The 26,762-nt window shown below is 68.7% G+C and carries 25 protein-coding genes and 2 tRNA genes; 13 read left to right on the top strand and 14 right to left on the bottom strand.

What is annotated here, in order from left to right:
• The first annotated feature begins 84 nt into the window (after positions 1-84).
• The 5 genes from ACETWP_RS13885 (at position 85) to ACETWP_RS13865 (ending at position 3,000) form a co-directional block, all read left to right on the top strand.
• The gene (locus tag ACETWP_RS13885; protein WP_373972854.1) at positions 85-561 is read left to right on the top strand and encodes a hypothetical protein; all 477 of its coding nucleotides are present in this window, start codon (positions 85-87) and stop codon (positions 559-561) included.
• An 834-nt stretch (positions 562-1,395) separates the two neighbouring features.
• The gene (locus ACETWP_RS13880; protein WP_373972853.1) at positions 1,396-1,554 is read left to right on the top strand and encodes a hypothetical protein; all 159 of its coding nucleotides are present in this window, start codon (positions 1,396-1,398) and stop codon (positions 1,552-1,554) included.
• Positions 1,555-1,643: 89 nt separating this feature from the next.
• Entirely contained in the window at positions 1,644-1,958 is a 315-nt protein-coding gene (locus ACETWP_RS13875) for a helix-turn-helix domain-containing protein (protein WP_373972852.1), read from the top strand.
• A gap of 522 nt (positions 1,959-2,480) precedes the next feature.
• Positions 2,481-2,687, top strand: a complete 207-nt coding sequence (locus tag ACETWP_RS13870; RefSeq protein ID WP_373972851.1) for a hypothetical protein — start codon at positions 2,481-2,483, stop codon at positions 2,685-2,687.
• Positions 2,680-3,000 (top strand): hypothetical protein, encoded by a 321-nt coding sequence (locus ACETWP_RS13865; protein ID WP_373972850.1) that lies wholly within the window; start codon positions 2,680-2,682, stop codon positions 2,998-3,000. Before ACETWP_RS13870 ends, ACETWP_RS13865 begins: the two co-directional genes overlap by 8 nt.
• Before the next feature lie 830 nt (positions 3,001-3,830).
• On the opposite strand, the gene ACETWP_RS13860 is transcribed toward ACETWP_RS13865, so the two are convergent.
• Complete coding sequence (locus ACETWP_RS13860) at positions 3,831-4,208, bottom strand: hypothetical protein (RefSeq protein ID WP_373972849.1); 378 nt, start codon at positions 4,206-4,208, stop codon at positions 3,831-3,833.
• 614 nt (positions 4,209-4,822) lie between these two features.
• Between ACETWP_RS13860 and ACETWP_RS13855 the strand changes: the two genes are divergently transcribed.
• Positions 4,823-5,083 carry a hypothetical protein gene (locus ACETWP_RS13855; protein ID WP_373972848.1) on the top strand — a complete coding sequence of 87 codons (261 nt, stop codon included), beginning with the start codon at positions 4,823-4,825 and terminating at the stop codon, positions 5,081-5,083.
• Positions 5,084-5,229: 146 nt separating this feature from the next.
• On the opposite strand, the gene ACETWP_RS13850 is transcribed toward ACETWP_RS13855, so the two are convergent.
• From ACETWP_RS13850 to ACETWP_RS13835, 4 genes are all read right to left on the bottom strand, one after another.
• Positions 5,230-5,358 (bottom strand): hypothetical protein, encoded by a 129-nt coding sequence (locus ACETWP_RS13850; RefSeq protein WP_373972847.1) that lies wholly within the window; start codon positions 5,356-5,358, stop codon positions 5,230-5,232.
• A gap of 496 nt (positions 5,359-5,854) precedes the next feature.
• Positions 5,855-6,292: a hypothetical protein gene (locus ACETWP_RS13845; RefSeq protein ID WP_373972846.1), complete on the bottom strand. Its 438-nt coding sequence runs from the start codon at positions 6,290-6,292 to the stop codon at positions 5,855-5,857.
• Between the two features lie 25 nt (positions 6,293-6,317).
• Positions 6,318-6,722, bottom strand: a complete 405-nt coding sequence (locus ACETWP_RS13840; RefSeq protein ID WP_373972845.1) for a helix-turn-helix domain-containing protein — start codon at positions 6,720-6,722, stop codon at positions 6,318-6,320.
• 28 nt (positions 6,723-6,750) lie between these two features.
• Positions 6,751-7,149 (bottom strand): hypothetical protein, encoded by a 399-nt coding sequence (locus ACETWP_RS13835; RefSeq protein WP_373972844.1) that lies wholly within the window; start codon positions 7,147-7,149, stop codon positions 6,751-6,753.
• A 436-nt stretch (positions 7,150-7,585) separates the two neighbouring features.
• Between ACETWP_RS13835 and ACETWP_RS13830 the strand changes: the two genes are divergently transcribed.
• On the top strand, positions 7,586-8,188 hold the full coding sequence (locus ACETWP_RS13830; RefSeq protein ID WP_373972843.1) for a DUF4145 domain-containing protein: 603 nt from the start codon (positions 7,586-7,588) through the stop codon (positions 8,186-8,188).
• Between the two features lie 891 nt (positions 8,189-9,079).
• Here the strand turns inward: ACETWP_RS13830 and ACETWP_RS13825 are convergent.
• Both ACETWP_RS13825 and ACETWP_RS13820 read right to left on the bottom strand, forming a co-directional pair.
• A tRNA-Thr gene (locus ACETWP_RS13825) sits at positions 9,080-9,156 on the bottom strand.
• A 130-nt stretch (positions 9,157-9,286) separates the two neighbouring features.
• Positions 9,287-10,147 carry a DsbA family protein gene (locus ACETWP_RS13820; protein ID WP_373972842.1) on the bottom strand — a complete coding sequence of 287 codons (861 nt, stop codon included), beginning with the start codon at positions 10,145-10,147 and terminating at the stop codon, positions 9,287-9,289.
• Positions 10,148-10,305: 158 nt separating this feature from the next.
• Here ACETWP_RS13820 and ACETWP_RS13815 point away from each other — a divergent pair, with 158 nt between their 5' ends.
• The 4 genes from ACETWP_RS13815 to ACETWP_RS13800 all read left to right on the top strand — a co-directional run bounded on the left by ACETWP_RS13815 (position 10,306) and on the right by ACETWP_RS13800 (position 15,261).
• Positions 10,306-11,757 (top strand): alpha,alpha-trehalose-phosphate synthase (UDP-forming), encoded by a 1,452-nt coding sequence (locus ACETWP_RS13815; protein WP_373972841.1) that lies wholly within the window; start codon positions 10,306-10,308, stop codon positions 11,755-11,757.
• 2 nt (positions 11,758-11,759) lie between these two features.
• The gene (gene otsB / locus ACETWP_RS13810; protein ID WP_373972840.1) at positions 11,760-12,536 is read left to right on the top strand and encodes a trehalose-phosphatase; all 777 of its coding nucleotides are present in this window, start codon (positions 11,760-11,762) and stop codon (positions 12,534-12,536) included.
• 62 nt (positions 12,537-12,598) lie between these two features.
• A complete protein-coding gene (locus tag ACETWP_RS13805) occupies positions 12,599-13,759 on the top strand; it encodes an ABC transporter ATP-binding protein (protein ID WP_373972839.1) in 1,161 nt (386 codons plus the stop codon).
• 143 nt (positions 13,760-13,902) lie between these two features.
• Complete coding sequence (locus tag ACETWP_RS13800) at positions 13,903-15,261, top strand: DUF4032 domain-containing protein (protein WP_373972838.1); 1,359 nt, start codon at positions 13,903-13,905, stop codon at positions 15,259-15,261.
• 93 nt (positions 15,262-15,354) lie between these two features.
• On the opposite strand, the gene ACETWP_RS13795 is transcribed toward ACETWP_RS13800, so the two are convergent.
• From ACETWP_RS13795 to ACETWP_RS13780, 4 genes are all read right to left on the bottom strand, one after another.
• Positions 15,355-17,364, bottom strand: coding sequence for a glycoside hydrolase family 13 protein (locus tag ACETWP_RS13795; RefSeq protein ID WP_373972837.1), 2,010 nt, complete (start codon positions 17,362-17,364; stop codon positions 15,355-15,357).
• A gap of 65 nt (positions 17,365-17,429) precedes the next feature.
• Positions 17,430-18,362 (bottom strand): sugar ABC transporter permease, encoded by a 933-nt coding sequence (locus ACETWP_RS13790; protein WP_373972836.1) that lies wholly within the window; start codon positions 18,360-18,362, stop codon positions 17,430-17,432.
• Positions 18,362-19,981, bottom strand: coding sequence for an ABC transporter permease subunit (locus ACETWP_RS13785; protein ID WP_373972835.1), 1,620 nt, complete (start codon positions 19,979-19,981; stop codon positions 18,362-18,364). The genes ACETWP_RS13790 and ACETWP_RS13785 overlap by 1 nt, the downstream gene beginning before the upstream one ends.
• A gap of 190 nt (positions 19,982-20,171) precedes the next feature.
• Positions 20,172-21,482, bottom strand: coding sequence for a sugar ABC transporter substrate-binding protein (locus tag ACETWP_RS13780; protein ID WP_373972834.1), 1,311 nt, complete (start codon positions 21,480-21,482; stop codon positions 20,172-20,174).
• A 271-nt stretch (positions 21,483-21,753) separates the two neighbouring features.
• Between ACETWP_RS13780 and ACETWP_RS13775 the strand changes: the two genes are divergently transcribed.
• On the top strand, positions 21,754-23,520 hold the full coding sequence (locus ACETWP_RS13775) for a glycoside hydrolase family 13 protein (protein WP_373972833.1): 1,767 nt from the start codon (positions 21,754-21,756) through the stop codon (positions 23,518-23,520).
• Between the two features lie 21 nt (positions 23,521-23,541).
• Entirely contained in the window at positions 23,542-24,555 is a 1,014-nt protein-coding gene (locus tag ACETWP_RS13770; protein WP_373972832.1) for a LacI family DNA-binding transcriptional regulator, read from the top strand.
• Between the two features lie 111 nt (positions 24,556-24,666).
• Here ACETWP_RS13770 and ACETWP_RS13765 read toward each other — a convergent pair.
• From ACETWP_RS13765 to ACETWP_RS13755, 3 genes are all read right to left on the bottom strand, one after another.
• A tRNA-Pro gene (locus tag ACETWP_RS13765) sits at positions 24,667-24,743 on the bottom strand.
• A 72-nt stretch (positions 24,744-24,815) separates the two neighbouring features.
• On the bottom strand, positions 24,816-26,216 hold the full coding sequence (locus ACETWP_RS13760; RefSeq protein WP_373972831.1) for an FAD-binding oxidoreductase: 1,401 nt from the start codon (positions 26,214-26,216) through the stop codon (positions 24,816-24,818).
• Positions 26,213-26,713 carry an SRPBCC family protein gene (locus tag ACETWP_RS13755; protein WP_373972830.1) on the bottom strand — a complete coding sequence of 167 codons (501 nt, stop codon included), beginning with the start codon at positions 26,711-26,713 and terminating at the stop codon, positions 26,213-26,215. The genes ACETWP_RS13760 and ACETWP_RS13755 overlap by 4 nt, the downstream gene beginning before the upstream one ends.
• Positions 26,714-26,762 lie beyond the last annotated feature (49 nt).

Genomic DNA, 26,762 nt, shown 5'->3' with positions numbered 1-26,762 from the left:
TCTGCGGCAGGGTGTTCAACATCCCGACGTCTCGAGGCTCCAACCGCATTCCCCGCCCGGGTCCGCGCCGGTACGTTGGAGGACATGGAACCGACCGAGCTATCCCCCGAGGAACAGTCGTTCTGGGTCGCGCACTCCGGGGTCGACACGGATCCCGCGTTGGTGTCCGCGGCGCTCACGCACCAGGCGGCCCTCGCGGTGGCGTTCGTGGCGGAGGCGCTGGATCCCGTCCAGGCAGGGGAGCGGTTGGGTCTGGATCCCGCCGATGTGTTGGCCCGGCAAGACGAGCTGGGGCTGGCGGCGGTCGACACGGACCTCGGACGGCTGTACCCCGCTTGGCAGTTCACGGCAACTGGCCTGCTACCGCATCTAGCCGAGGCATACCGGGTAATCCCGGAGGGCCTGCACCCGCGGAGCGTCGCCGGGTTCTTCACGACCCCGCAGCCCGAGCTGGTGTCCGAGCCGGCCGGGAAGCCCACGACCCCGAGGGTGTGGCTGGAGGCGGGGCACTCGCCCGCCCCGGTGCTGAGGCTGGCAGCCCACCTCGGGGAGTCGATCTAGCACCAACAGGTCTCGGGGTCCGTCACGTCGGCCCCAAGGACTTTCGTGCTCCCCTCCTCGGCGCCGCGCCCGGTCAAGCCGCAGCGTGTGGAAGCCGTAGCGCGGGCCCCAGTCGGTGGATCGCGGGGCGGCATGACCTTTCCCGCCGCAGCAGTCGTCGTCCTCATCGCCAGCCCCGGCGACACCGCCGCTGAGCGGTCCGAGATCCAATAGGTGCTCACCATTGGAATGTGCGCCGAGGGGAACGCGAGGGCATCGTGCTGGTCCCGTGGCTCTACGAGCAGCATGCCGTCCCCACGCTGGGCAACTACGCGCAGGGGATCATCAACGCGCAGGCCGTAGACCGCGCCGACGTCGTAGTCGCGTTCTTTGACACGCGAGGCTCGGCACCGAGACCCCGGAAGCCGTCTGCGGCACCGCCGAGGAGATCCAGCCAGCCCACGCGGCGGGCAAGCCCGTCCACGTGTTCTTCTCCAACGAGGTGGTCACCCGGTAGTACGCCGACGCCGAGCAGCTGGGCAAGCTCAGGGCCTTCCCGACGGCGCTGCGCGACGAGGGCCTGCTGGGTTCGTACGATAACCCGGCCCATCTCGCCAACCAGGTTGCCGCCGCGATCGACTACGACGTCGCCGTCACCAACTGGGCCGGGACGCCAGCGATTGAGGAGCCGACCGGCACAGGGCTGAACGTTCGCCACGACCACACGTGCAAACCGAACGGCTTCGGCTCGAAGGGCAAAGCGATATATCGGACCGCTTCCAACCACCTGGTCGTAGGCAACGACGGGAAGGCACCCCGGAGAACGTCGCCGTCGAGGTTGAGAGCGTCGACTCCGTGTTCCGGTTCGACACGCCCGAACTTTTCGACCTGACCCGTGGTTCCGAGGTTGCCTTCCCGCTCACCGCCCTGCGCGGCGACAACGCCAAGGTCAGCCTCAGGTGGACCGAGGACGGCGCCGATCGCGAGTCTAGCCAGTTGGTGCGCATCAGCTAGCCGCGGGGTGGAGGTCTTCGCGTCCCTATGCTGAGCAGGCGGCTGGCCACTTGATTGTCGCCGACTCCGGACAGTGCCAGCATGGAGGCATGGACGAGATCCTGGAGTTCAGCGGAACCGTGGAGCGGGCCGGTGCGCTTCTGCGCCAGGTCCGTCTCGCCCGCGGGTGCAGCCTAGCCGAACTGGCCCGCCGCGCCGATGTGTCCGCAGCTTTCGCCGCCGCCTTCGAGGAGGGCCGCCACGACGGCAACTGGTCCGCCGCGCTGCGGCTGCTGGCCGCTTCCGGGATCAGTGTGAAGGCCTTCGAGACCCCCGACGACCGGACCGTCGTAGCCATCGACGTGCACGCCCACGTCCGCGAGTGGGCCGCCCGCCAGACGGGGCCGCTGCCCCCGTTCTCCTAACCGCCCGGCTTTTGCGTCCCCACCCTAGGCCCACTATCGATTGTTTGCAGCGGCGGGTCGGTCCACTCCGGACGGGAGTCGTGGGGGGCGCTTGCCGAAACTCACATGGAACAGAGGCGTTAACTAAGGTACACAGAACGGAGGCTTCGGCCAGCCAGCATTCCTAGGATGTACAAGTCGCAATGTCGCAGGTAGCGCAATATGGAAAGCTGAGTATGGTCAATATGCAACGTTGCACATTGTCCCAAGTCGGGCTTAGGCCGACCCGAAAAGCGCCGCCGGGGTCGCACATCGACGTGGAAATCTTCAATACCCAATATTGGACATGAGGCAGTGTCGAATATTGGACATTGGCTGATGTCCACTGTTGCGTATCGCGCAATGTCTAATGCACGACACAGGGCAATGTCGGACATGGCGGGCCGCCGGCCAGCCATATCGCATATTGCACATTGGATCCGCGCCGTAGGGACCGTCCGGCCGCAGCTCGACTGGGGTCGCTTCGCGGTCTACGCTCCGGCCATGACCTTACTCGGGCCGCCCGACGTCCGCATCGAAATGATCACCGAGCTATTGGCCGTCCATTGGAGCAAACACCCCGCCGAGCGGCTGGGGCAGCTCATGGAAAACCTCACCTACCGGGTGGGCGCGGAGACCCCGCTATGGCTGCTCGAGGACGACGAGGCGCTCGCCTTCCTGCAGCGCGACAGTGAGGGTGACGGTGAATGACGCGCCGCCCGCCGGCGTTCTGGCCGCGGGGGCATACCGCCTGCGGACCGCCACCGGTTCAGCCTACTTGCTCGAGCTTGCCACGGCCGGCAGCTTCCTGACGCGGCTTCCCGCCGAGTACGGCAGGACGGGACCCTGGGTACGCCTCGTGCCGTCGGACCTGCGCCGCGATGGAGAGCGGCTGCCAGTGCTCGAGATCCTGCAGCTCACCCGGGGTCAGGGCGCGGTATTTGTGCTCGATGTCCGCCTGGACGGAGTCGCCACGCTCCGCACGACCTCCCCGGTCCTCGAGCTGGTCCGTCTGGGTGACTAGGCCAGGACCGCCGGGAAGCGTTGCTCATCTGCATGCCTAGCTCGGCGGTGAGCCGGTCGGTGATCTTCTGCTGATTGATGCCCTCGGCCTGGAACCGCGGGCAGACCGCCTGGGTGACTGCCGCTGAGAGTGTCGGTATCCCAGAGTTCCCTCGGTCAGCTCCGGCCAATGTACGCGCATGGGCGGCGGATCGCCCGAGTCGTCAAAGCGGGGGCCAGCGTAGTTCGTCAGTGCGCCCTCGATGTAGCCCGCGGCGCCGGTGCGCACCATCTTCACGCCGTCCGGGTCGACCGCGTCGACGGCCAGCAGCTTGGTCGGATTCGTCACGAGTTCGCCCAAATTGTACAGGCCTTCCAGGTAGTACCGCGCGGCGCAGCAGAGGTATCGGGTTGGGCAGCGTGTCGCCGCCAAATTGGAGCGGACCGGACTGCATGGCGGGCCCGAAGCTTCCGCACCCGACCAGGGCGAGCGCCAGAACTATGACGGCGGGCGCTGCGGACCGTGTGGGCACGGCGGGTTTCCTCGGGTGGCGACGACTGCTGCCATTTCCACTCGGGCGGGGATCGGGTCAAAAGCACAGGCCGGACGCAGCGAAGGGGGCCTTGCGGCACCCCACGGCCGCCGGGCCCTTCTTCGTGCTGCAGGGTCCCATGACAAGCTCGCCTTCACGGTCTGCGGCGGCGGCCGGTGGCCGATGACTGGACGCCCGGCGCCGCCGTCCGAACCGGGTGCGGCGCGGCCCGGCATGGAAAACCGGTTGCTCCCCAAGAACGACCGGCTGGGACGAAGCCCTTAACCCCTCAGGGAGAGTGCCGGGCGCCGGTGCCGGCTCACCACTCGGCACCGTAGTGCGAGCGGAACGCCTGCACGGTGGTGTCTGGGTCGTCGAGGTGGTCCACGGGCCGGTCCTCCTCGTCCCACCACGTGGTCGGTGCGGTCATCCACAGTAGCAGCGACTCGTCCTGCACGCCGAGCGTGCCCGCGGCGGCCCGCAGATCACCGAGCACGGGCAGCGGGCCGGTGTCCCCGAGCTGGAAACGCGGGTAGCGCAGCCCCTCCGGGCGCTTGACGGCGAGCAGGTGCACCGGGGCGTCCGGGCCGCACTGGACGACGACCTCGTCGGCAGTGAGCAGCCCGAACTCCTTGTCGATCGCCGTCCAGGCCGCCTCAGTTATGTCGGCGCGGTGCTGCTCCTCGCTCGTTGGCATGGCATCCTCCTTCTTGGCGCAAGGATAAGCCGGGACTTCGAACCTCAGAAGGCTTCCCTGGGCCCTGGCCTTCTATCCGAGCCCGCAATCGACATGCAACTGAGTCCGCGGACGAGGCCTTTTGAGCATGTCGCGTCCATCACGGGCGCGCCAAGAATCGCTGCTAGCGGGCTCGCGGAAGCACCCGCGAGCAGATTTCGGCATAACCCTGCCTGCTCTATGGATTGAGCGACACACGCGCCCGGTTTGATCCGCGGAGTCCGGGCTACGGCGCAAGGCCCGGACAGGGGCGTGGCCATCATCGACCATCGGCCAGCTTATCCGCTTCACAACGGAGGATGTCGCGAATATTGAAGCCCTCATCAGGACACCGGGTCCAATACCGGCTAGTTATGAGCCAGGCAGCATTCAGGACCTGGTTGCGCGCTTGGCGGATTAGCGACCATGAGCGGCGGGACGCTCATGTGTACCCATGAGGGCCCGACGGCTGAGTCCGGCGAGCCTGCATGGTGGCGCTGTTACAACTTCACTTATTGGGCGGTTAGGTGGACCAGTTCGAATGGGTAGAGTGACTTTGCCCGCGAACAAGTCGCAGGCGCTTACGAAGGGAAACCATGTCTTACACCGTGCACACCGTCGCGGGCGCAAGTGCTGAAAACAGCACCGCCAGAGACGACTCGTACCAGGTAACGGATGCGGGCGTCCTGCGCCTGATTTCCCGCGTCGTCAATTCGAACAAGCTGATCGTGACTGAGGAGTTTTCGCCGCAGGCATGGCTCAAGGTGACTGGTACGCGCTTTGAGGGCAACCCCGAGGAGCTAGAAGGCAATACGGGGAAGTACAACAAGAAAACCGGCTTGCAAATCAGGGACTAGCTCCGCGTCGGTGACGGTCGAAAACTGCGCCGTTCTGACGGCGGCACACTTGTCGACCGTCACTGACACTCCGTCCCTCGGAGGCCCCCTCCACGGCACGCACTGGAGCGGGCCTCCGGTTGTTGGCGGCCCGGGTTCATCAGCCGCTAGTTCGCGGCCGCGACGACGATGCTGAACGGACAGGCGTCGCCGCCTCCTATCATGATCTTCGCCGTCCCCGTGCCGCCCGCGGTGAAATGGCGCAGGTTCGCCTTAACCGTCTGCCCAACCGTCAAGCCGGTCAGCGTGAAGCGAGCCAGGACAAGTCCGTGATACGGAGTCGGGCCCATAAGCACGAGCCGGAGCGACCCCCCGCTTACTGCCGCCGTTGAACCGGCATTGTTCAGACCCAGAGGTACGGATAGTGCGGCGGCGTTAGCGGCCTTAGAGGCGACGCCCCACGATTTGATCGTGAGGGACAGGTGCTAGCCGTCGTAACTGCGCACGACAGGATGATGCCCCACTGGCTGATGTTGGCTGCGATGCGCGCGTCCGTAACCGTCGAAACGGAGCCGGCCGAGTGGACGATCGTTGCCGTAGAGGTCGCATCGTTGACGGACACCTCCGTGTTTCGGTCGGAGCCGTTATGCCATGCGGGGATCGTGCCGCTCGCCTATACGGAGTAGACCGATCCATTCCAGAAGTCGATGTGCCAGGCGCCCGTCTCGCAGCGAATCCACTAAGCGCGGGAACGGGCTTGCTTACCAGGAATGAGTGGGCGCCTAAGGACCCTCAGCTACCGTGAGCCGCGTCAACCGGATCCGCGGCGTCGGCCGATTCAGACTCTTTATCGTCGGAGCGAAGAATGTCCACCTCGAACTCTGGAGTCGCTCTCGGGATTTCGACGGCGCTAGCAAACAGGCCCGCAGCTACCCGAAGACTCACGGCTGCGGCATCGTAAGCAATGTGGGGGACGACCGAGTTACTGACAAGATCTGTAAGCTCCTCGTCAGACATTTCGACGAATCGTTCCGCATCCTCTGCGATGACCGATGCATTGCTCATGGCCGCAAGCAGGAGACCATCGTGCTGTACCGTCAGCCGAGCGAGAATAGCAGGCTGCCCGTCTTCCGACACGAACATGCCAATACGCAACTCCAGACTGTCTTCCTCATCGAAATTGCGTTCGGTATGCAATTGATGGATGGCGAAGCCGTCGGTGCGAAGCATGTTCGGCAGATTATCGGCATCCCTCTTAGGCATTGGCCCGCTGGAACGTCTGGCGCAGCTGAGTCCAGCTCCGTGATTCTGGAGCACGGGCTGTTGTATGCCAGACTTCTGCAGCCTGCGCCGCGATGGCCTGCTCTCGCCGCTGCTTGGCCCAGGCGGCCCCGTTCTCAACTGCGAGCTCGATGTGAACGTTTAGAGCCATGGCGTACGTAATAAGGAAATCGAGCGTGGGCGACTCTTCCCGCGACTCGATTGCCAACACTTCTTCAGGGGAAACATCGAGCTTTTCGGCAAAAGCCTCGAGGGGAAGCACCGAGCGACGTTCGCATAGTGCATCGAGAACGCTCTCGAAGTTATGGACCATGCTGCTCGCCAGCATCGACTGCGTGCTCGGGTTGCTCGCTCGAAATGGATTCGTTGCCGATTGCATCTGCACTCCTCTCGCCATATTCGTCACCTTACTGCCCATATCCCCATGTGTAACCATTGCGTGCCCCCTCATCGTGACGCTGCGCTGCCACAATGATGCTCCTTTGTTGAGTTCCCGCCGGGTCCCCGGCCGAGGGCTTCCTGGCGAAATGCAGCGCCAGAATCATTCCATGCGGTCGATCGGGTTCTGTGAAGTAGAGGCGCAGCAAGTGCCGCTTCGCTACATCCTTGGCAGTGGCATTCACTTGCACTCGCATCTCTAGAAGAATCGGTGGGCGCGTTCGCAACTCCCCCACTTCTTCCGAGGGACCGAACTTTAGCTTGCCTGCCATGGCCTTCTCCCACATGACGGCGAAACGCGCCCGTGCGAAGTCCCGCTGGACCTCGGATTTGATGCCTTCAAAAACGCGGTCAGACTCGTACGACACCGGGCACCCTCCGTTGGCGGGAAGCCGGCACTTATGCCACCAACCCCCGCTGGACGTCGCACGGTCACCTACGCGATGGGGATCGCGTGCGCGGGCAACAGCCGAGGGCAGTGGAATGCCGTTCACGAATCCCCCTAATTCGGTGACTAGTGGATCGAAACCACTTGATCGTTACTTAATATCACGAAGTCATCGCATAATTCCAATCGTTATTCAGTCCTCAGACGGCAAACAGGCCGCCCAATCGCCCTCCGTCACTTGTCAGCGGAACAGGTGCCGCAGCTCTGGCTAGGGCGTTCACCAATCGTGTGTGCTCCGCGTGTGCAACCGTTCGGCGAGAATGAGGTTCCACTACTCTGAATTGGGTAAGCGGAAGATCCGAGTAGGGGGAATTATGGCGACACACAAATGCGGATGGTGCGGGACGAACACACACATGTCGCCATTTGGACCTGGAGCAATCACCCAGATTCGTCACGGCGCGTACCGCATTGAGTCGGCCATGGCATGTGATCAATGCAAACGGCTCTCGATCGCCGGCTTAATTTCCTCGGAAAGGCCGACGGGCACCGAGCCGGTGTACATGATTCCATTTTGGTCCTCGAACGACCCGTCTGCGTGGGCTCCTCTGCACGTTGAAGGCCAAGAGTTCGTCGATGTTCCCGCCCATGTGGCCAACGCCGCCAGCGAAGCCTACAAATCGCACAGCATCGAGAACTACATGTCGGCCATCCTCATGGCGCGAACCGTCGTCGAGGCAGCGGCGAAGGAGACAGGCGTCATTTCAGGGAGTCTATTCAACAAGATCGATGAGCTGGAAAAAAAGTCTTTGATCCGTCCTGACACGAAGGAGGCCGCTCACGCAATCCGGCAATTCGGCAACGATATGGCTCACGGCGACATTGCCATCGCTGTCGATGCCGAGGATTCCACCGAGGTCCTTACTTTCATGAGTGAAATTCTCTATGAGCTATTCCAGGGACCAGCCCGAATTTCTGGACTCAAGGCTCGGGCGGCAGCACGAAAGCAAGCACCCTGACCCGCGGCTAACTTCATTCCTCGAGTGATTCGAAACGAGCTGGGAAGACGTTGCACAATCGTATGAGGCGTGCCCCATCGCGTCAGTAGGTTCGCACGAGGTGCTGAGGCACGAGGTCGGCTCTCCGGGGCCGTGGGGTGTTCGAATTGGGGAGCGCGGACCCAGAATTGCATTCCGGGGCCGCCCTCTACTTCCCGGGCGTGCGGGTTCACACTTCCGGCGGAAGGGGGAGCCGTCCCCGCTTCCCCACAGCCGACTATGCGAGGTGGCAAACGGCGCTGACTAGGCGTTCGGCTATGATTCGAGTCATGGCGAGAATCTCAGTCCCCTCCACGGTCTTGGACCACGAAACTACCGACGCGCCCGGCGAAGATTGCCCTCAGTGCGGCCACGCGGCCGAGGGTATTGAGGTCGCCGCATGGGTGAACGAGCGGCGGGCAAAGTCCGGCCAGGAGCCGGCCCCGACGCCGTGCAGCTCTGCCCGCGACATGGGATTTGGTGACGTCGACGCATGCGAATGCGTCAACGCGGCCCACGCGAAGCGCGTTGTCCGCAGGTACCGGCATTCCTAGAGCAGCTGACCGGACATCGCAGTTTTAGACGTCGATACCGTCTGGAACATCATGGTAAATGATGCCGAGTTTGCGGCTGTTGCGACCCGCGGCTTTAGGGACGGAAAACCATCCGCTGGCACCGGGACGGGATCTGGCGAGTGAATGCTTGTTCGCACGCGGTATGCGACACTACGAGTCAGGGCCCGCTGACACATGCTTCTGCCTAGCTCACGGCGAGACGGCGTTGGCGCGGACCAACATCTAAGGCGCGCGGTCACAGCGCATCTGTCGCGTTTGTGTCGCTTCCAGCGTCTGGGAAGGGAAAAGTCCTTGCATTTGGAGCCCCCTACCGGATTCGAACCGGTGACCCCCTGTTTACAAGACAGGTGCTCTGGCCAACTGAGCTAAGGAGGCGCGCTGGAGCCGCGGTGCGGCCAGCATGAACAAGATTAGCCCACCCGCCGCCCGGCCCCGAAAACGCGGACGGCGTCCCCCGGCCGCCCGTCGGGGCACCGGAGGACGCCGAGGAGGGTCCGGGGAACCGCTACGCGGCGTCGATCAGGCCCTGGGCCCAGCCGGCGAAGTCGGGATCGGTCTCCGGGTTCCAGACCTCGCCCTGGACCCACACGCTCGGGGTGCCGGGGATCTGGTCGCGGCGCGCGGACTCCTGCGTGAACTTCGCGAAGGGGCGGAAGGTGCCGTCCTCGATGCACGACCCGACGTCGGCGCCGTTGTCGCTCGCCAGCTGGGCCAGCTCGTCGTTGCTCATCTCGCCCTGGGCGTGGTGGGCGAAGACCGCCTGGGTGAAGGGCAGGTACGACGCCGGGGCGGCGTCGGCGACGCACGCCAGGGCGTTCGCCCCGCGGGAGGAGTAGTTGGTCGGCGAGGAGCGGTCCAGGTAGGCGACGTTGCGGTACTCCACCGTCGCGTCGCCGGCGGCCAGCCACGTCTTGAGCTGGTCGGCGTACGCGGTCTCGAACTCCGCGCAGTGCACGCAGTTCACGTCGACGTAGACCACGATCTGCGCGGGTTCCCCGGCCGGCGCCTTGGCGACGCCGCGCGGCTCCGGCGGGGCCGTCGTCGTCGGCGCCGGGCCCAGCGAGGCCACGTCGACGGTCGCGCCGCCGGTCCCGCCCAGCTCGGTGTCCGAGACCAGCACGATGCCGCCGTCGGCGTTGCCGCCCCGCGGCGCCGGTCCGGCGTCGGGCACATCGTTGTTGCTGTTCTGGAAGACGATCGCGGCGATGATGCCGATGATGGCGACGACGGCCACGACCACGCCCAGCTTGATGAACAGCGACTTGCGCTTCGCGGCCGCGGCGCGCTGCTCCTGCAGCTTCCGGGCCTGCTCGCGGGCGTCCGCGCTGCGCTCGGCCTTGCTCGGGCGTGGGGTGTTCGCTGCCATGGGGAGATGATCCTTCTCTGTTGCGTGCCGCTGTCCTGCCTGAGGCCAGTTTAGTGCACCCCACCGGCCTGTTTTCCGGGTTCTGGGTGCACGGGCGGGCCGCCCTTGACTTAGGCTCGAAGGTAAGAGGCAAGACCCCCCGATCTAGGAGACTCCCCGTGCCAACGGCCCAGGACGCCGCCCGCTCCACCTCCGCGCCGACCGGTGGCTACGACTTCGTCGTCGTCGCCAACCGCCTTCCCGTGGACCGCGTCACCGACGCCGACGGCAACGCGAGCTGGAACCGCTCCCCCGGCGGTCTGGTCACGGCGCTGGCCCCCGTCATGGCCCGCGCCGAGGGCGCGTGGGTGGGATGGCACGGCGCGCCCGACGAGTCGCTGGAGGCCTTCGACGACGGCGGCATGCGACTGGTTCCCGTCGGGCTCTCCGCGGAGGACGTGGAACTGTACTACGAGGGCTTCTCCAACTCCACGCTCTGGCCGCTGTACCACGACGTGATCGTCGCGCCGGAGTTCCACCGCACCTGGTGGGACCGCTACCAGGAGATCAACCGCCGCTTCGCGGAGGCGACGGCCGCGGTCGCGGACCACGGGGCGACCGTCTGGGTGCAGGACTACCAGCTGCAGCTGGTCCCGCAGATGCTGCGCGCGTCCAGGCCGGACCTGAAGATCGGGTTCTTCAACCACATCCCGTTCCCCCCGCTGGAGATCTTCGCCCAGCTGCCGTGGCGCCGCCGCGTCCTGCTCGGGCTGCTCGGCGCCGACCTGGTCGGCTTCCAGCGCCAGAGCGACGCCAACAACTTCCTGCGCTGCGTGCGCCGCTACCTCGGCTACACCGTCAAGGCCCAGCACATCCACGTGCAGGACGACGACGGCCAGCCGATCCGCACCGCACGCGCCGAGGCCCACCCGATCTCGATCGACTCCGCGCAGATCACGGAGCTTGCCCGGGACCCCGAGGTCCGCGCCCGCGCCGCGGAGATCCGCTCGGAACTCGGCGACCCCGAGACGGTGCTGCTGGGCGTGGACCGCCTCGACTACACCAAGGGAATCCGCCACCGCATCAAGGCGTTCGGCGAGCTCCTGGCCGACGGCGACCTGCACGTGGGGCAGGCGACGCTGGTCCAGGTCGCCAGCCCCAGCCGCGAGCGCGTGGAGCACTACATCGCCCTGCGCGAGGAGGTCGAGCGCACGGTCGGTGCCATCAACGGCGAGTACGACACGATGAGCCACACGGCCGTGCGCTACCTGCACCACAGCTACCCGATCCGCGAGATGGTGGCCCTCTATCTCGCCGCCGACGTGATGCTCGTGACGGCGCTGCGTGACGGCATGAACCTGGTCGCCAAGGAGTTCATCGCCGCCCACGCCGACAACCGGGGGGTGCTGGTGCTCAGCGAGTTCGCCGGCGCCGCCGACCAGCTGCGCCACGCCCTGCTGGTGAACCCGCACGACATCGACCAGCTCAAGGGGGCGATCATGGAGGCCGTGCGCATGCCCGGCACCGAATCGGCCCGCAGGATGCGCATCATGCGCCGCCAGATCGTCGCCAACGACGTCAACCGGTGGTCGCGGACGTTCCTGGAGTCCCTCGAGGGAACGAAGGCCTAGCCGTGGACGGTCTGGACCGCGATCTCCGCGCCGCCATCGAACGCCTCGGCGACGTTTCCCGGCTCCTCGTCGCCCTCGACTTCGACGGCACCATGGCGCCGTTCGTCGACCGCCCCGAGGACGCGCGCCCGCTCCCCGCGTCGGCGCGCCTGCTGGCGGAGCTGACGGAGTTGCCGGGCACCGCGACGGCGTTGCTGTCCGGGCGCCACCTGGACGGCCTGCGCGCCGCCGCGTCGCCGGGTCCCGGCGTGCTGCTCGTGGGCAGCCACGGCGCCGAGCGCTGGGCGCCCGAGCGCTACGCAGCGGACACCGACGACCTCGCCCTCGACGCGCGGCAGGCCGGGCTGCTCACGGAGGTCCGCTCGCGCCTGGCCCGGGTGGCCGGCGCGGCGCGGGGTGCCCTGCTGGAGGACAAGCCGGCCGGCGTCGTGCTCCACGTGCGCCAGTCCGACCCGGACACCGGCGCCGCCGCCCTCGCCGCGGGGCGCGCCGCGCTCGAGGACCTCGACGGGGTCCGGCTCTCCGATGGCAAGGCCGTGCTCGAATCCTCGGTGGTGCGCGCGGACAAGGGCGCGGGGCTGGAGTGGCTGCGCGGCGTCGTCGGCGCCGACGCCGTGCTCTTCGTCGGCGACGACGTGACGGACGAGCATGCCTTCGCGGTCCTCCGCCCGGGCGACGTCGGGGTGAAGGTCGGAACCGGGGCGACGGCGGCCCGGTTCCGCATCGACGGCACCGGGGACCTCCCGGCCCTTCTGCGGGCCGTCCTCGATGTGAGATGATTGTGAGACCATTCACAACGGATCGTCGGGCACGTACCTGCCCGTGAAGGGATTGATCACTCATGGCAACCGTCACCTTTGACAATGCAACCAGGCTGTACCCGGGCACGCAGAAGCCCGCCGTCGACAAGCTGAACCTCGAGATCGCGGACGGAGAATTCCTGGTCCTCGTCGGCCCCTCCGGCTGCGGCAAGTCCACCTCCCTGCGCATGCTCGCCGGGCTCGAGGACGTAAACTCCGGCCGGATCCTCATCGGCGACCGCGACGTCACCGACGTCCCGCCGAAGGACCGCGACATCGCGATGGTTTTCCAGAACTACGCGCTGTACCCGCACATGACCGTCGCCGACAACATGGGCTTCGCCCTGAAGATCGCCGGCGTCGACAAGGAGGAGCGCGCCCGCCGCGTCCTGGAGGCGGCCAAGCTCCTGGACCTCGAGGACTACCTCGACCGCAAGCCGAAGGCGCTCTCCGGCGGCCAGCGCCAGCGTGTCGCCATGGGCCGCGCGATCGTGCGCAGCCCGCGCGTGTTCCTCATGGACGAGCCGCTGTCCAACCTGGACGCCAAGCTGCGCGTGCAGACCCGCACCCAGATCGCGTCGCTGACCCGGCGCCTGGGCGTCACCACCGTGTACGTGACCCACGACCAGGTCGAGGCCATGACCATGGGCGACCGCGTGGCGGTGCTCAAGGACGGGCTGCTCCAGCAGGTGGACACCCCGCGCAACCTCTACGACCGTCCCGCCAACGTGTTCGTCGCCGGCTTCATCGGCTCCCCCGCCATGAACCTGCTCGAGCTGCCGACGGTCCCGGGCGGCGTGCAGTTCGGCGACGCCCTCTACCCGGTGGACGCGGACACGGTGGCCGGCGCGCACGGCCGCACCGTCACGGTGGGCGTCCGGCCCGAGGACCTGGAGCTCTCGCCGGCCGGGCAGGGCCTGGCCGTCGAGGTCGACGTCGTCGAGGAGCTCGGCGCCGACGCGTACGTCTACGGACACGCCACGCTGGACGGCACGGAGCACGACATGGTGGTCCGCGTGGACGGGCGCAAGCCGCCGTTCAAGGGCGAGACGATCTACGTGCGCCCGATGTCCGGCCACGTGCACCTCTTCGACGTGCAGACGGGCCTGCGCCTGGGCGAGCCGGTCCCGGCCGGGACGCCCGAGGCGACGCTGGCCGACCTGGAGGCCCTGGCCGAGCAGGAGCAGGCCGCGGCCGAGTAGGGCCGCGACCCGCACGACATGCGAGCAGGCCACCGGCCGGCTCCCGCCACCGACGACGACGGCGGCCGGGTCTCCCCGCGCGGGAGGCCCGGCCGCCGTCGCCGTCCGCAGACCACCCAGGCCCGACGAGCGAGGACGAGTTGATGCGCCACGACGCCAACTGGCACGACGAACCGACCGACTACAACCAGCACGGCAAGCTCCCCCGCGAGCGCGTCGTCGAGGATCACGGCGCGGGCCTGTCCGGGTCGCTGAACATCACGTCGTCGACGGCCGATCCCGCGCTCCTGGACCTGCCCTGGCAGATCCGGCTCGAGGACTGGCCCTCGCGGTACCTGGCGGCGCTCCCCCGCGGCATCTCGCGCCACGTCGTCCGCTTCGCCCGGCTCGGCGGTGCCGTGATCGCCGTGAAGGAGACCGGCGAGCACGTGGCCCGGCACGAGTACCACATGCTGCGCAAGCTGCGCCGGCTCGACGTCCCCTGCGTGGAGCCCGTCGCCGTCATCGCCGCCCGCAGCACCCCCTCGGGCGAGGAGTTGGACTGCGCGCTCGTGACGCGGCACCTCAAGTACTCGCTGCCCTACCGCGCGCTGTTCTCCCAGAAGCTGCGGCGCGACACGCTGACCCGCCTCATCGACGCCCAGGCGCTCCTGCTGGTCCGGCTGCACCTCGTCGGGTTCTACTGGGGGGACGTCTCCCTGTCCAACACGCTGTTCCGCCGCGACGCGGAGGCCTTCGCCGCCTACCTCGTGGACGCGGAGACCGGCGAGCTGTACCCGGAGCTGTCCAACGGGCAGCGCGAGTACGACCTCGAGATCGCGCGGGTGAACATCGCCGGGGAGCTCATGGACCTGATGGAGGCGGGGCTGATCGAGGACACGGTCGACCCGCTCGCCACCAGCGAGCAGATCATGGACAGCTACCGCGGCCTGTGGGCGGAGCTCACGCGCAAGGACGAGTTCGACACGGGCGAGCGCTGGAGGGTCGACGAGCGCATCCGCCGCCTCAACGAGCTCGGCTTCGACGTGGACGAGATCGGGCTGCGGACCACCTCCGACGGACGGCACCTGGAGATCCAGCCGAAGGTCGTCGACGCCGGCCACCACCAGCGCCGGCTGATGCGCCTGACCGGGCTCGACGTCGAGGAGCGCCAGGCCCGCCGCCTGCTCAACGACATCGACGCGTTCCGCGCGGCGCGCCACCCGGACATGGACGAGGAGCTCGCCGCGGCGCTCTGGGTCCAGGACGTCTTCACGCCCATCACCCGCTCGATCCCCAAGGAGCTGCACGGGAAGCTGGAGCCCGCGCAGATCGTCCACGAGGTGCTGGAGCACCGCTGGTACATCTCCGAGCGGCGCGGGTCCAACGTCCCCATGAAGGAGACGGTCGCCTCCTACGTCCAGGACATCCTGCGCCACCGCCGGGACGAGGCCGCCATCATGCTCAACCCGCCGACCGGCGTGCTCGAGGCCGTGGACCAGCCGGAGTCCAGGGAACGCTGACCCGGGCCCGGTTCCCCGGCCGGCGGTCCCCCGACCCGCGGCACGACGGCGCCGCGGCCCTCCGCGGTGGGGCCGGGGTGGCCGCGCGGACGGCTACGGGGAAGGCGCCGCGGCGGCCGGCGGGGTGACGCCGGGCAGCAGCCACAGCGCGGCCGCCGGGCCCTCGCCCTCCAGCACGACGACGCCGCGGCCCTCGGCGGTAGCGGTCGCCCCCGAGAAGGTCGCCGCGATGCGCCCCGACGACCACAGGGGCTCCGGGTGCGCGGCGCCGACGAGCGCCGCCGGGAACTCGACGCCGCTGAACGCGGCCCTCGAGGCGGCCACGAGCACCGACCCCTCGGCGTGCTCGCGGACGAACACGATCGCGTCGCCCTCGGCGTGGAGCCAGCGGATGCCGCCGCCGACGAGTGCGGGGTGCGTGCGGCGCAGGTCCGCGAGCTCCGCGTACAGCGGCCGCAGGTCCTCCAGGATCCGGTCCGGATCGTCCCAGGGCATGGGCGTGCGCGAGTCCTCGCCGTTGAACCCCTGGAGCCCGAATTCGTCGCCCATGAACACCATGGGGATGCCCGGCAGGGTGAACTGGAGCGCCACGCCGACCCGCTGCCCGCCGGCGATGACGGCGGAGGCGGCGCGCGCGGTGTCGTGCGTGTCGATCGCGTTCATGTTGGCCAGGCGCACGGGCCAGGGGAAGGGCGCCGCGAAGTCCAGGTGCGTGGCCAGGAAGTCCTCGGCCTCGATGCGGTCCGGGCCGCGCTGCGGCACGCCGAAGTAGTCCGGCCAGGCCTGCTTCGGCACGCCGCCGCCGTCCGCGACCGGCCCGGCCGCGACCGGCCCGGGCGCCAGCTCGGGGTGCACGTCCGGGTGGTGCTCTGCGGTGGCGTCCAGGTCCAGGTCCACGCCGGGAGCGCTGTCGCGGGCCAGCCACTGCCACAGCGGGCGCGTGAAGTTGGTGTAGGTCATGGCGCCCTGCCACGTGTCCCCCTGGAAGTCGGGGGCGGCGTCGGAGGTGGACTCGGCCAGCAGCATGGTGTCCGGGTTGATGCGCCGCATCGCCTCGCGGATCAGCGAGGCGACCTCGTGGTTGAGGTCGTCGGCGCCCATCCGGCCGGTCATGTTGCCGACGTCGATGCGCCAGCCGTCCAGGTTGAACGGGGGCTTGAGCCACCGCGCCACCATGGAGTCGTCGTCGAGGATGAACCGGCGGCGCAGGCCCTCGGAGTTCCAGTTGAACTTCGGCAGCGACGGGACGCCGAGCCAGGCGACGTAGCGGGTGTTGTCCTCGGAGAAGTAGTAGTACTCGGACTCCGGGGCCGACGGGTTCCCGTAGGACCTGCGGAACCACTCGTGGGCGTCGCCGGAGTGGTTCGTGGTCAGGTCCCCGATGACCTTCAGGCCGCGCGCGTGGATGTCCGCGATCAGGGCCACGAAGGCCTCGTCGCCGCCCAGCAGGGGGTCGACGCCGGAGAAGTCGGAGGCGTCGTAGCGGTGGTTCGACCGAGCGGGGAACATCGGCGTCAGGTAGACGACCGTCGCGCCGAGGGCCTGGATGTGGTCCAGCTTGGACCGCACGCCGTCGAGGTCCCCGCCGAAGAACTGGTACGGCGTCTCGGGCCCGCGGCCGATGACCTCCGTGCGGTCCCAGTCGCAGGCGATCGCCCACTCCGGCAGCTCCCGCCGGTCGGCGGCCTCCGAGCGGGCGAAGCGGTCCGGGAAGATCTGGTACATCACGGAGTCGTTCACCCAGGCCGGCGGGGCCTCGAACGCGCAGATCCGGAAGTCCCGGGCGTCGGGCACGTCGCGCGTGGACAGCCCCTCGGCGTTGATCCAGTGCGGGCGGCCGTCCGCGCGGACCAGCCAACGGTAGTTCTGCACGGGGTTCACGATGCTCAGGTCGGCCCCCCACCAGGACCAGCCGTCGGCCGTCCCCAGGTGCGCCGCGGCGTCGTAGTGGGGTTCGGCGTCCCGGACGCTGCGCAGCCAGACCCCCTCGACCTCGCCGAAGGACTCGGGAACGCGGATCCTGACGGGGACCCGGTCCCCCAGGTGGGGCGCCGGTCCGCCGATGTGCAGGGCCGAACCGTCGTGGTGGGGGTGAGCAATCATGCTGCTATCGTCTCCTGATCCGGCGCCGCGGTGGGCCCGGCGCGCCGCGGGTGGACCGGCCGGGGTCAGCCCTTGACACCGCCGGCGGTCAGCCCGCTGGCGATGTAGCGCTGCAGGAAGAGGAACAGCGCCATGACGGGCACGGCCGCGAGGACGGCGCCCGCGGCGAACACTCCCCAGTTCTCCGAGCGCTGCTGGGCCACGTAGGAGTAGAGCCCGACGGCGAGCGTCTGCGACTCCGGGTCCGTCAGCACCACGGACGCGATGACGAACTCGCTGGAGATGCCGATGAAGGCCAGCAACCCCACGACGGCGAGGATCGGGGTGACCAGGGGCAGGATGATCTTGAAGAACACCTGCACGTGGCTCGCGCCGTCGATCCGCGCGGACTCGTCGAGCGACTGCGGGACCGTGTTGAAGAACCCGTACATGAGGTACGTGTTCACGCCCAGCGCGCCGCCGAGGTAGACCATGATGAGGCCCAGCGAGCTGCCCAGGCCGATGGCGGGGATGATGCCCCCGAGGTAGTTCAGCAGCAGGAAGATCGCGACGACGGTCAGCAGCTGCGGGAACATCTGCAGGAGCAGCAGCGTCAGCAGCCCGCCGCGGCGGCCCCGGAAGCGCATGCGGCTGAACGAGTACGCGGCCAGGGCGCCGAGGAACACCGTCAGCGCGGACGTGACCACGGCGATGACCATGGTGTTGACGAACCAGCGGCCGAACGGGCGCTCCTCGTTGGCGAAGAGTTCCTGGAAGTTGCCGAAGTCGACGACGCTGAACAGCGCGTTGGATGCGGCCATCGTGCCGCTGGAGTTCAGCGCCGCGGAAAGGACATAGAGCAGCGGGAAGACGGAGAACACCGTGGCGAGGACGGCCACCGCGTGGCGCCATCCCTTCTCGCGGAACCAGCGTCCGAGCGGCATGCTGACGTCGCCGCGCTTGTTGGTGCGCCGCACGGGTGCGGTGGGCTGCGGGGCGGGGGCTAACCGGGTCGTCATCAGTTGATCTCCTCCAGGGCCTTCGTCTTGTTGAAGCTGATGGCGGACACGGTGGCCACGATGATGAAGATGATGATCGCGAGCGCGCTGGCCAGCCCGTAGTCGCGCCCGGTTCCGGCGCCGAAGGCCACCTTGTAGACCATCGTGATCATGATGTCGGTCGCGCCGACGTCGAACGTGGTGTCGGGGAAGCGCGGCCCGCCGCCCGTGAGCATGTAGATCACGTTGAAGTTGTTGAAGTTGAACGCGAACGAGGAGATCAGCAGCGGCGCCAGGGACACCAGCAGCAGCGGCAGCTTGATGGCCCGGAAGATCGTCCAGGCCCCGGCCCCGTCCATGCGGGCGGCCTCGTCGACCTCCTCCGGGAGGGACTGCAGCGCGCCGGTGCAGACCAGGAACATGTAGGGGTAGCCCAGCCACAGGTTCACCAGCAGGACGGAGAACTTGGCCAGCCACGGATCCGTGAGCCAGGGGATGTCCGCGCCGCCGAGCAGCGCGTTGTTGATGAAGCCGAACTCGGGGTTCAGCAGGCCAGACCACACCAGGCCGGACAGGAAGGCCGGGAACGCGTAGGGCAGGATCATCAGGATCCGGTAGATCTTCTTGCCGCGCAGGTCCGCCCGGTTGAACGCGATGGCCAGGAACAGGCCCAGCGCGAACGTGGACGCCACGGACAGCAGGGCGAACGCGAAGGTCCACGCCACGACCTGCAGCAGGGGGCCCTGGAGGTTGGGGTCGGTGAAGGCCCGCTCGAAGTTCTGGAAGCCCACGTTAATCTTCCAGCCGGTGGAGAGCGTGGACCCGTCGGCCGCGGCGAAGCTGCCCTCGCCGCTGTCCGTGTAGACGACGCCGGTGATGGTGTCCGTGAACGTGTCGGCCGCGGCGTCGTAGCTGAGCTTGGGCTTGTAGACGAAGGCGCTGGAGCCGTCCGCCGTCCGCAGCGACCCGTCCTCCACGTTCTCCGAGAGCGGGACCGCGAGCCCGCCGATGGAGGCCTGGTTCTGCAGCAGGTCCGCGAACTCGAGGGTGCGGTAGCCCTCGACGCCGGTCGCCGCGCCCGTGGGTCCGGTGGCCGTGGCCGTGGCGTCCTGCAGCGGCTGGTCGGCGCCGCCGAGCTGGACGCGCCCCGAGGGGTCCGTGACCAGCAGGAAGAACTCGCCGTCGCGTTCCAGGACGGACGTGGAGTACTGCGGGGAGTCCGGGACGCGCTCCTGGGCCGAGAGCTGGATGGACTCGATCGCGTCCTGCTTCGTGGAGTTGTGCCCGTCGCCGTAGTTGGTGAAGGCGATGTAGGTGCTGAAGACCATGACGAAGACCTGGAAGACCAGCAGGAAGAAGACCCCGGGGGCCAGGTACTTGGCCGGCAGCCCGTCCTTGCGCAGGTAGATCCAGTTGATCGCCAGGGTCACCACGAGGCTGATCCCGAAGACCAGCCACTCCTCGGTGGCCACCAGCTGGAACATCACGAAGACGGCGATGGCGTCCACGAAGCCCAGCAGCAGGATCTTGGCCAGCAGGCCGAGCATGGAGTCGGGGGTGCGCGGCGCGCGGCCGGGGGCGCGGTCCTCCCCTTCGGTGGGTGGTCTGCGGACCGTTGTCGCTGTTCCGGTGCCTGCCATGTGTCCTTGAGCTTTCGTCGTGCGGAGCGGAACCCGTGGTGTCCGTCCGCGGCGTGCGGCGGGGCCGGGACGTTGTCGCCGGCGGGAGGCCGGGACATGGTCACCGGCGGGGCCGGGACATGGTCACCGGCGGGAGGGTGCGGACCGGCGGCTCGCGCCGCCGGTCCGCACCCGGGTGCTCGGGGCCCGGTTAGGCCTTGATCTTCTTCTCGATGTTGGCTGCCATCTTCTTCCAGGCGGCCGCTGGATCCGCTTCCTTGCCCTTGATGAGGTTCAGCTGGGTGCCTCCCCAGTCGGCCCAGACGGCGTCCATGGCGGGAACGGCCGGCATCGGGACGCCGGCGGCGCCGATCTCGCCGAAGGCCTTGACGACCTCGTCGGTCGCAGCCTTGTCGAAGGAGGCGGTCAGCGCCGGCGGGCGTCCGCCGACCTTGAACAGCGCGTCCTGGGCATCCTCGAGGCTGAGGTAGTTGACGACGAACTCCGTCGCGGCGAGCGTGTTCTTGCTCTTCGCGGAGATGAAGAAGCCGTTGACGCCGATGAACGGCTGCGCGTCCCCCTCGGCGGCCTTCGGCAGCGGGTCGACGGCGAACTTGATGCCCTTTTCGGCGACGGCGGGAACGTTCCAGGGGCCCGTGAGGTAGTACGGGGACTCGCCGGCCAGGAACTTCTCCTTGGCAATGTCGCCCGTGATGTTCGAGTTGAAGATCTTCTCGCCCTTGTCGCCCCAATCGGCGAGCTTCTGCGCGAACTTCAGCCCGCCGTCGCTGGCGAGCGTCAGCTGGGAGGGGTCGTAGGAACCGTCAGGCCTCTGCTCGAACACCGGGGCGCCGAAGGAGGTCTGCAGCGGGTAGAGGTGGTACGGGTCGCCCTGCTTCGGGTCGAGGCCCACCAGGAAGGCGTACTTCGCCTTACCGTCCGCGACCGCCTTCTGGCCGGCGGCGACGACCTCGTCGAAGGTCTCGTTCGGCTCGGCGACCAGCGCGGTGTTGCGCAGCAGCGCGATGTTCTCGATGGCGTACGGCAGCCCGTAGACCTGCCCGTCGTAGGTCATGGCCTGAACGGAGGCCTCCGCGAAGAGGGAGGCTTTGTCGCCGAGCTGCATCGGGGCGACGACGCCGTTCTGGACCATCTTGCCCAGCCAGTCGTGCGGTCCGACGAGCATGTCCGGGCCCTTGCCCGTAGGCGCCTGGGTAATGAAGTCGTCGCGGACGGCGGCGAAGTCCTTGACGACCAGCTTGACCTCGATGCCCTTGTCTTCCTTGAACTTGGCGGCGATGGACTTCAACGCCGGGGCGCGCTCGGCGTCGACCCACAGCGTCAGCGTGGTCGACGTGGAGGGGGCCGCCGAGGAGGCCGAGCCGGCCGCCGCGCTCGAGGTGGAGGGAGTCGCCGAACCGCCGCCGCAGGCCGCCAGCATCAGGGCCGCGGAGGTGCCGAACGCACCCAGGGTAAAGCTGCGGCGGGTGATTGCGCCGCTGCCGTCAGTACGCACCGTCATGGTGAACCTTTCTGAGGTGCCTCCCGGGACCGGCCGGCGCTGGACGCGCGAGTGGTGTGAGCCGTGACCGTTCCGGGGAGGCAGTGTGATGTATGGCATAAGTGTAAGCGCTTGCATCACACTCGTCCACACGCCGCCCGAGGTATCTTCACCGCTCGTTTCAGACCTTATTTCAGCGGCCTTCCCGCAGATGTCCGAGACCGGGCCGTCGTCCTCCACCGATGGGGCAAACGCTTCCAATCGCCGGGCGCGCGCGTCTAGGATGAGAAGCATGCCCACCCCCCACGACGTCGAACTCGACGCGCGCCCCTCCGCCCCCGACACCGCGTACCGCCTCGGCGAGACCGTCCACTCCCCGTCCGGGGCGGGGAAGTGGTGGCGCCGCTCCGTCATCTACCAGGTCTATCCGCGGTCCTTCCGCGACACCACCGGCAGCGGCATGGGCGATCTGCGCGGCGTCACCCGCGAGCTGCACCGCGTGGCCGAGCTCGGCGTGGACGCCGTCTGGCTCTCCCCCTTCTTCCGCTCGCCGCAGCGCGACGCAGGCTACGACGTGAGCGACTACTGCGACGTCGACCCCCTCTTCGGCACTCTCGCGGACTTCGACGACCTCGTGTCGGAGGCGGACCGCCTGGGCGTACGCGTGATCGTGGACCTCGTCCCGAACCACTGTTCCTCCGAGCACGCGCTGTTCCGCGCTGCCCTCGCGTCCGCGCCCCTCTCCGCCGAGCGCTCCCTGTTCGTCTTCCGCGACGGCCGCGGCGCGGACGGCACCGAGCCGCCCAACAACTGGCAGTCGCACTTCGGCGGCAGCGCCTGGACCCGCACCACGGACCCCGACGGCACGCCGGGCCAGTGGTACCTGCACCTCTTCGACTCCACCCAGCCGGACTTCAACTGGGACAATCCGGCGGTCCACGCCGAGTTCGAGCGCATCCTGCGCTTCTGGCTGGACCGCGGGGCCGGCGGGTTCCGCGTCGACGTCGCCCACGCGCTCGTCAAGGCCGCGGGGCTGCCGGACTGGGGCGGCGCCGCCGACGGCTACCCCCTGCCCGGCTTCCCGTTCGCCGACGCCCCGATGTTCGGGCGCGAGGAGGTCCACGGGATCTTCCGGCGCTGGCGCGAGATCGTGGACGAGTACGACGGCGACCGGATCCTCTGCGCCGAGGCGAACGTCCACCCCGTCGAGACCATGGCCGACTGGGTGCGCGAGGACGAGATGCACCAGACCTTCAACTTCGCCTTCGTGGGCGCGTCCTGGAGCGCCCCGGAGCTCAAGGCCGTGGTGGACCGCTCGCTGCGGGCCTTCGACGCGGTCGCGGCCCCGACCACGTGGGTCCTGTCCAACCACGACGTGTCCCGGCACGCCACGCGCTTCGGCGCGGACGGGGCCGACATCCGGGCCGGCGACGGGCTGGGACCCGACGACGTGCAGCCGGACGAGGCGACGGGCCTGGCCCGGGCCCGGGCGGCCACGCTGTTCATGCTCGGGCTGCCGGGAGGGGTGTACCTCTATCAGGGCGAGGAGCTGGGGCTGCCGGACCACACCACGCTGCCGAACCGCTTCCGGCAGGATCCGACCTTCCACCGCACTGGCGGCTCGCGCATCGGCCGCGACGGCTGCCGCGTCCCCCTGCCGTGGACGGCGGGCGGCGCGACCTACGGGTTCAGCGACGGCGACGCCGGCTGGCTGCCGCAGCCGGACCACTGGGCCGACTACGCCCGCGACGCCCAGCACGGCGTCGAGGGGTCCACGCTGGAGCTCTACCGGCGCGGCCTGGCCGAGCGCGGCCGCCTCGCGCTCGGGGAGGGCGGCCTGGCCTGGCTGGAACAGGAGGAGGCGACCATGCGCACGGGCGTCGTCGCGTACGCGAACGGGGGCACCGCCGTCGTCCTGAACGCCGGAGACGCGCCGGCGCCGTTGCCCGCGGGCCGCCTCCTCGTGGAAAGCGTGCCCGGCGCGGTGACGCCGGCGGGGTCCGGGCATATGCTGGCCCCGGACGCGGCCGCGTGGATCGAACTGTCCGGCACCCACTAGCGGCGGGGAGGAGAGGCGGCCATGCCGAGCATCAAGGACGTCGCGTCGCGGGCGGGCGTCTCCGTCGCGACGGTCTCCCGCGCGCTCAGCGGCAAGGGGAAGGTCTCCGAGGCCAGCCGCGCCAAGGTCCGGCGGGCGGCGGAGGAGCTCGGCTACGTCGTGTCCTACAACGCGTCCTCCCTGGCCTCGGGACGCAGCCGGAACGTGGGGTTCGTCGTCCCGACCGTGGGGCGCTGGTTCTTCTCGACGGTGCTGGAGGGCGCCACGAGCGCCCTCATCGACGCCGGCTACGACCTCACGCTCTACAACACCAGCGGTCAGGACCGGCACCGGCACTCCGTCTTCTCGGACCTGCTGCTGCGCAAGCGGCTCGACGCCGTCATCACGCTGACGCTGAAGCTCCGCCCCACGGAGCTCGAGCAGCTGCGCGCCGTGCGGAAGCCCGTCGTGGCGATCGGCGGGCTCATCCCCGGCATCGACACCATCCGGGTGGACGACTTCAACATCGCGGCCCTCGCGGCCGAACACCTGATCAGCCTGGGTCACCGGGACATCGCCTTCCTCGGCGGCACCGAGGAGTTCGAGGTCGACTTTAAGCTGGGATCCGCCCGCGAGGACGGCTACGAGTTCGCGATGGACCAGGCCGAGCTGCCGGTGCGCCGCGAGTGGCTCATCACCGCGGACTTCACCGTCCAGGGCGCCTACCAGAAGGTGCGCAACGTGCTGGCGAATCCCCGGCACCGTCCGACGGCGTTCGTCTGCGCCTCGGACGAGATGGCCTTCGGGGCGATACTGGCCGCGCGGGACCTCGGCCTGTCCGTGCCCGGGGACCTGTCGGTGGTCGGCATCGACGGCCACGAGCTCGGCGAGATGTTCGGCCTGACGACGATCGACCAGCACGCCGCCCGGCAGGGCGCCGCCGCCGTCAGCAAGGTCCTGGCGATCCTCGGCGAGCACGAGTTGGAGCACGACCCCACGGACGGCTTCTTCCCGACGGAGTTCGTCGCCAGGTCCTCGACCGCCCCCCCGGCCTGAGCCCGGAGCAGGGGCGGATACGCCGGGACCGTTCCGACGGGGACAGCCGTTCCGGCGGGGCGCCGGACATGCAGAAGGCCCCCGATCCTTGCGGATCGGGGGCCTTAGTGTTGGTCGGGGTGACAGGATTTGAACCTGCGACCTCGTCGTCCCGAACGACGCGCGCTACCAAGCTGCGCCACACCCCGGTGTTTCTCAACAGTCATCGATCTTACCGGGCGATTCCGGGATTCACCTAATCGCGCACGCTGCGCCCGGCGCTAGATCGCCTTGCCCGGGTTGAGGATCCCCTGCGGATCGAAGAGCTCCTTCACCCGGTGCTGCAGCTCGAGGACCTCGGGCTGCTGCTCCCACGCCAGCCAGCGGCGCTTGTACTGTCCCACGCCGTGTTCCCCGGTGATGGTTCCGCCGGCGGCCAGCGCAGCCCGGATGGACTCGTCGAGCGCCGCGTTCAGCCTCACGAGGCCCGCCTCGCCCTCCGCGGGCTCCACCCAGAAGGTCGGATGCAGGTTCCCGTCGCCGGCGTGGGCTACGATCCTCAGGAGGACCGTGTGCCGCGCCGCGATCTCCCGCAGCTCGGCCATGTAGGACACCAGGCGCGAGCGCGGCACCGCCACGTCCTCGCCGACCCGGTACGCGTCGTCCTGCTCGTCGCCCCGGCTGCTGCGGCGCATCTCGATCAGCCGGTCGGCCAGGGCGTCCCCGGCCTCGCTCAGGGACGCCCCGAGCTCCAGCAGGGCCCCGCGGACGAGGGACTCCTCGATCACGGCGCCGTGGCCGTCCAGGCGGACCAGCAGCAGGGCGCCACCGCGGGAGGCCAAGTCGGTGCCGTGCAGGGTGTCGATGACGGCCATGGTCCCGGAGTCCAGAAGCTCGGTGATCGCGGGCTGCACGCGCTGCCGGGCGATGGCCACGACGCCGGCGGCGGCCGCGACGATGTCCGGGAACAGCGCGGCCACGGAACGGTGCTCGGCACTGAGGTACCGCAGGCGCACGGTCACGGACACCACGACCCCCAGCGTGCCCTCGGAGCCGACGAAGAGCGACGTGAGGTCATACCCGGCCACGCCCTTGAACGTGTCCCGGCCCGTCCGGATCAGGGTGCCGTCCGCGAGCACCACCTCCAGGCCCAGCACCGAGTCGCGTGTCACGCCGTACTTGGCGCACCGCAGGCCGCCCGCATTGGTGGCGACGTTACCGCCGATGGTGGACTGCCGGAAGCTCGCGGGGTCCGGCGCGTACATGAGGCCGTGGGGCGCGACGGCGTCGTTCAGGTCCGCGTTGACCACGCCGGGTTCGACGACGGCGACCTCGTCCTCCGCGCGGATGTCGAGGATGCGGTTCATGCGCTCGAGCGACAGGACAACGCAGCCCTCGGTCGCGTGCGCGCCGCCGGAGACCCCGGTTCCGGCGCCCCGGGCGATCACCGACACGCCGTGGCGCCCCGCGAGCCGCAGCGTCTCCTGCACGTCCTCGACCCCGCCCGCGAAGACGACGGCCAGGGGCAGGAACGGCTCGGCGACGTGGCCGTAGTCGTGGCTGTAGCGCTGGAGCGTCCCGGGATCGGTGGACACGGCGTCCGGGCCCAAGGCATCGACGAGCAGACCGGCGAAGCGCGTGTGCGGGGCCGCCTCGGCGTGCCCCCGGGTCCCGGCCGTCACGACGGCAGGGAGGCGCCCATGAAGCGCGCGTAGAAGCCGAGGATTTCGGGCCAGCCGGTATAGTGCCCGAACTGCTCGCGTCCGGCCGGGCCGTCGGCCCACCCGTCGTGGACGAGCACCACCTGGCAGGAGCCGACCGCCTCCTCGCGGAACTCGAGGAGCACCCGCGTCGGCGGCTGACCGTCCAGGCCCAGCGTGAACGCCAGCACGAGCCGCTCCGCGGGGATGGCCTCCACGACCGTGCCCCAGCGGTACTGCTCTCCGTCCTCGGACTCTTCGTAGAGCTGGCCGGATTCGAAGACGGGTTGCGTCCCCGAGCCGAAGCGCGAGTACTTCCCCACCGGCCACCAGAGGTGGATGTACTCGGTGAAACCCTCGAAGGCCTGGTCCGATCCGACGGGAACCGTCACCGTCTCGGTGATCGCCGGCGGCGGCGATTCGTCGTGGCCGGCATCGCGCGGGGCGGGCTGCTCGGCGTGCGAAAAGATTCCATCCATGCCTCCACCATAACGCGGACGTGGCGCGTGGGGGCCGGGTCCTACGGGG

The sequence above is a fragment of the Arthrobacter halodurans genome, assembly GCF_041877255.1.
In the GTDB taxonomy this organism is placed as follows: Bacteria; Actinomycetota; Actinomycetes; order Actinomycetales; family Micrococcaceae; genus Arthrobacter_N; species Arthrobacter_N halodurans.
This window is presented reverse-complemented; position numbering and strand designations above follow the sequence as displayed.

What these genes read in the sequence shown, in the direction of transcription:
- ACETWP_RS13885 (WP_373972854.1), top strand. Translation starts at nt 85, where the DNA reads ATGGAACCGACCGAGCTATCCCCCGAGGAACAGTCGTTCTGGGTCGCG.
- ACETWP_RS13875 (WP_373972852.1), top strand. Translation starts at nt 1,644, where the DNA reads ATGGACGAGATCCTGGAGTTCAGCGGAACCGTGGAGCGGGCCGGTGCG.
- ACETWP_RS13870 (WP_373972851.1), top strand. Translation starts at nt 2,481, where the DNA reads ATGACCTTACTCGGGCCGCCCGACGTCCGCATCGAAATGATCACCGAG.
- ACETWP_RS13860 (WP_373972849.1), bottom strand. Translation starts at nt 4,208, where the DNA reads ATGCCAACGAGCGAGGAGCAGCACCGCGCCGACATAACTGAGGCGGCC.
- ACETWP_RS13855 (WP_373972848.1), top strand. Translation starts at nt 4,823, where the DNA reads ATGTCTTACACCGTGCACACCGTCGCGGGCGCAAGTGCTGAAAACAGC.
- ACETWP_RS13845 (WP_373972846.1), bottom strand. Translation starts at nt 6,292, where the DNA reads ATGCTTCGCACCGACGGCTTCGCCATCCATCAATTGCATACCGAACGC.
- ACETWP_RS13840 (WP_373972845.1), bottom strand. Translation starts at nt 6,722, where the DNA reads ATGCAATCGGCAACGAATCCATTTCGAGCGAGCAACCCGAGCACGCAG.
- ACETWP_RS13830 (WP_373972843.1), top strand. Translation starts at nt 7,586, where the DNA reads ATGTCGCCATTTGGACCTGGAGCAATCACCCAGATTCGTCACGGCGCG.
- ACETWP_RS13820 (WP_373972842.1), bottom strand. Translation starts at nt 10,147, where the DNA reads ATGGCAGCGAACACCCCACGCCCGAGCAAGGCCGAGCGCAGCGCGGAC.
- ACETWP_RS13805 (WP_373972839.1), top strand. Translation starts at nt 12,599, where the DNA reads ATGGCAACCGTCACCTTTGACAATGCAACCAGGCTGTACCCGGGCACG.
- ACETWP_RS13800 (WP_373972838.1), top strand. Translation starts at nt 13,903, where the DNA reads ATGCGCCACGACGCCAACTGGCACGACGAACCGACCGACTACAACCAG.
- ACETWP_RS13795 (WP_373972837.1), bottom strand. Translation starts at nt 17,364, where the DNA reads ATGATTGCTCACCCCCACCACGACGGTTCGGCCCTGCACATCGGCGGA.
- ACETWP_RS13790 (WP_373972836.1), bottom strand. Translation starts at nt 18,362, where the DNA reads ATGACGACCCGGTTAGCCCCCGCCCCGCAGCCCACCGCACCCGTGCGG.
- ACETWP_RS13785 (WP_373972835.1), bottom strand. Translation starts at nt 19,981, where the DNA reads ATGGCAGGCACCGGAACAGCGACAACGGTCCGCAGACCACCCACCGAA.
- ACETWP_RS13780 (WP_373972834.1), bottom strand. Translation starts at nt 21,482, where the DNA reads ATGACGGTGCGTACTGACGGCAGCGGCGCAATCACCCGCCGCAGCTTT.
- ACETWP_RS13775 (WP_373972833.1), top strand. Translation starts at nt 21,754, where the DNA reads ATGCCCACCCCCCACGACGTCGAACTCGACGCGCGCCCCTCCGCCCCC.
- ACETWP_RS13770 (WP_373972832.1), top strand. Translation starts at nt 23,542, where the DNA reads ATGCCGAGCATCAAGGACGTCGCGTCGCGGGCGGGCGTCTCCGTCGCG.
- ACETWP_RS13755 (WP_373972830.1), bottom strand. Translation starts at nt 26,713, where the DNA reads ATGGATGGAATCTTTTCGCACGCCGAGCAGCCCGCCCCGCGCGATGCC.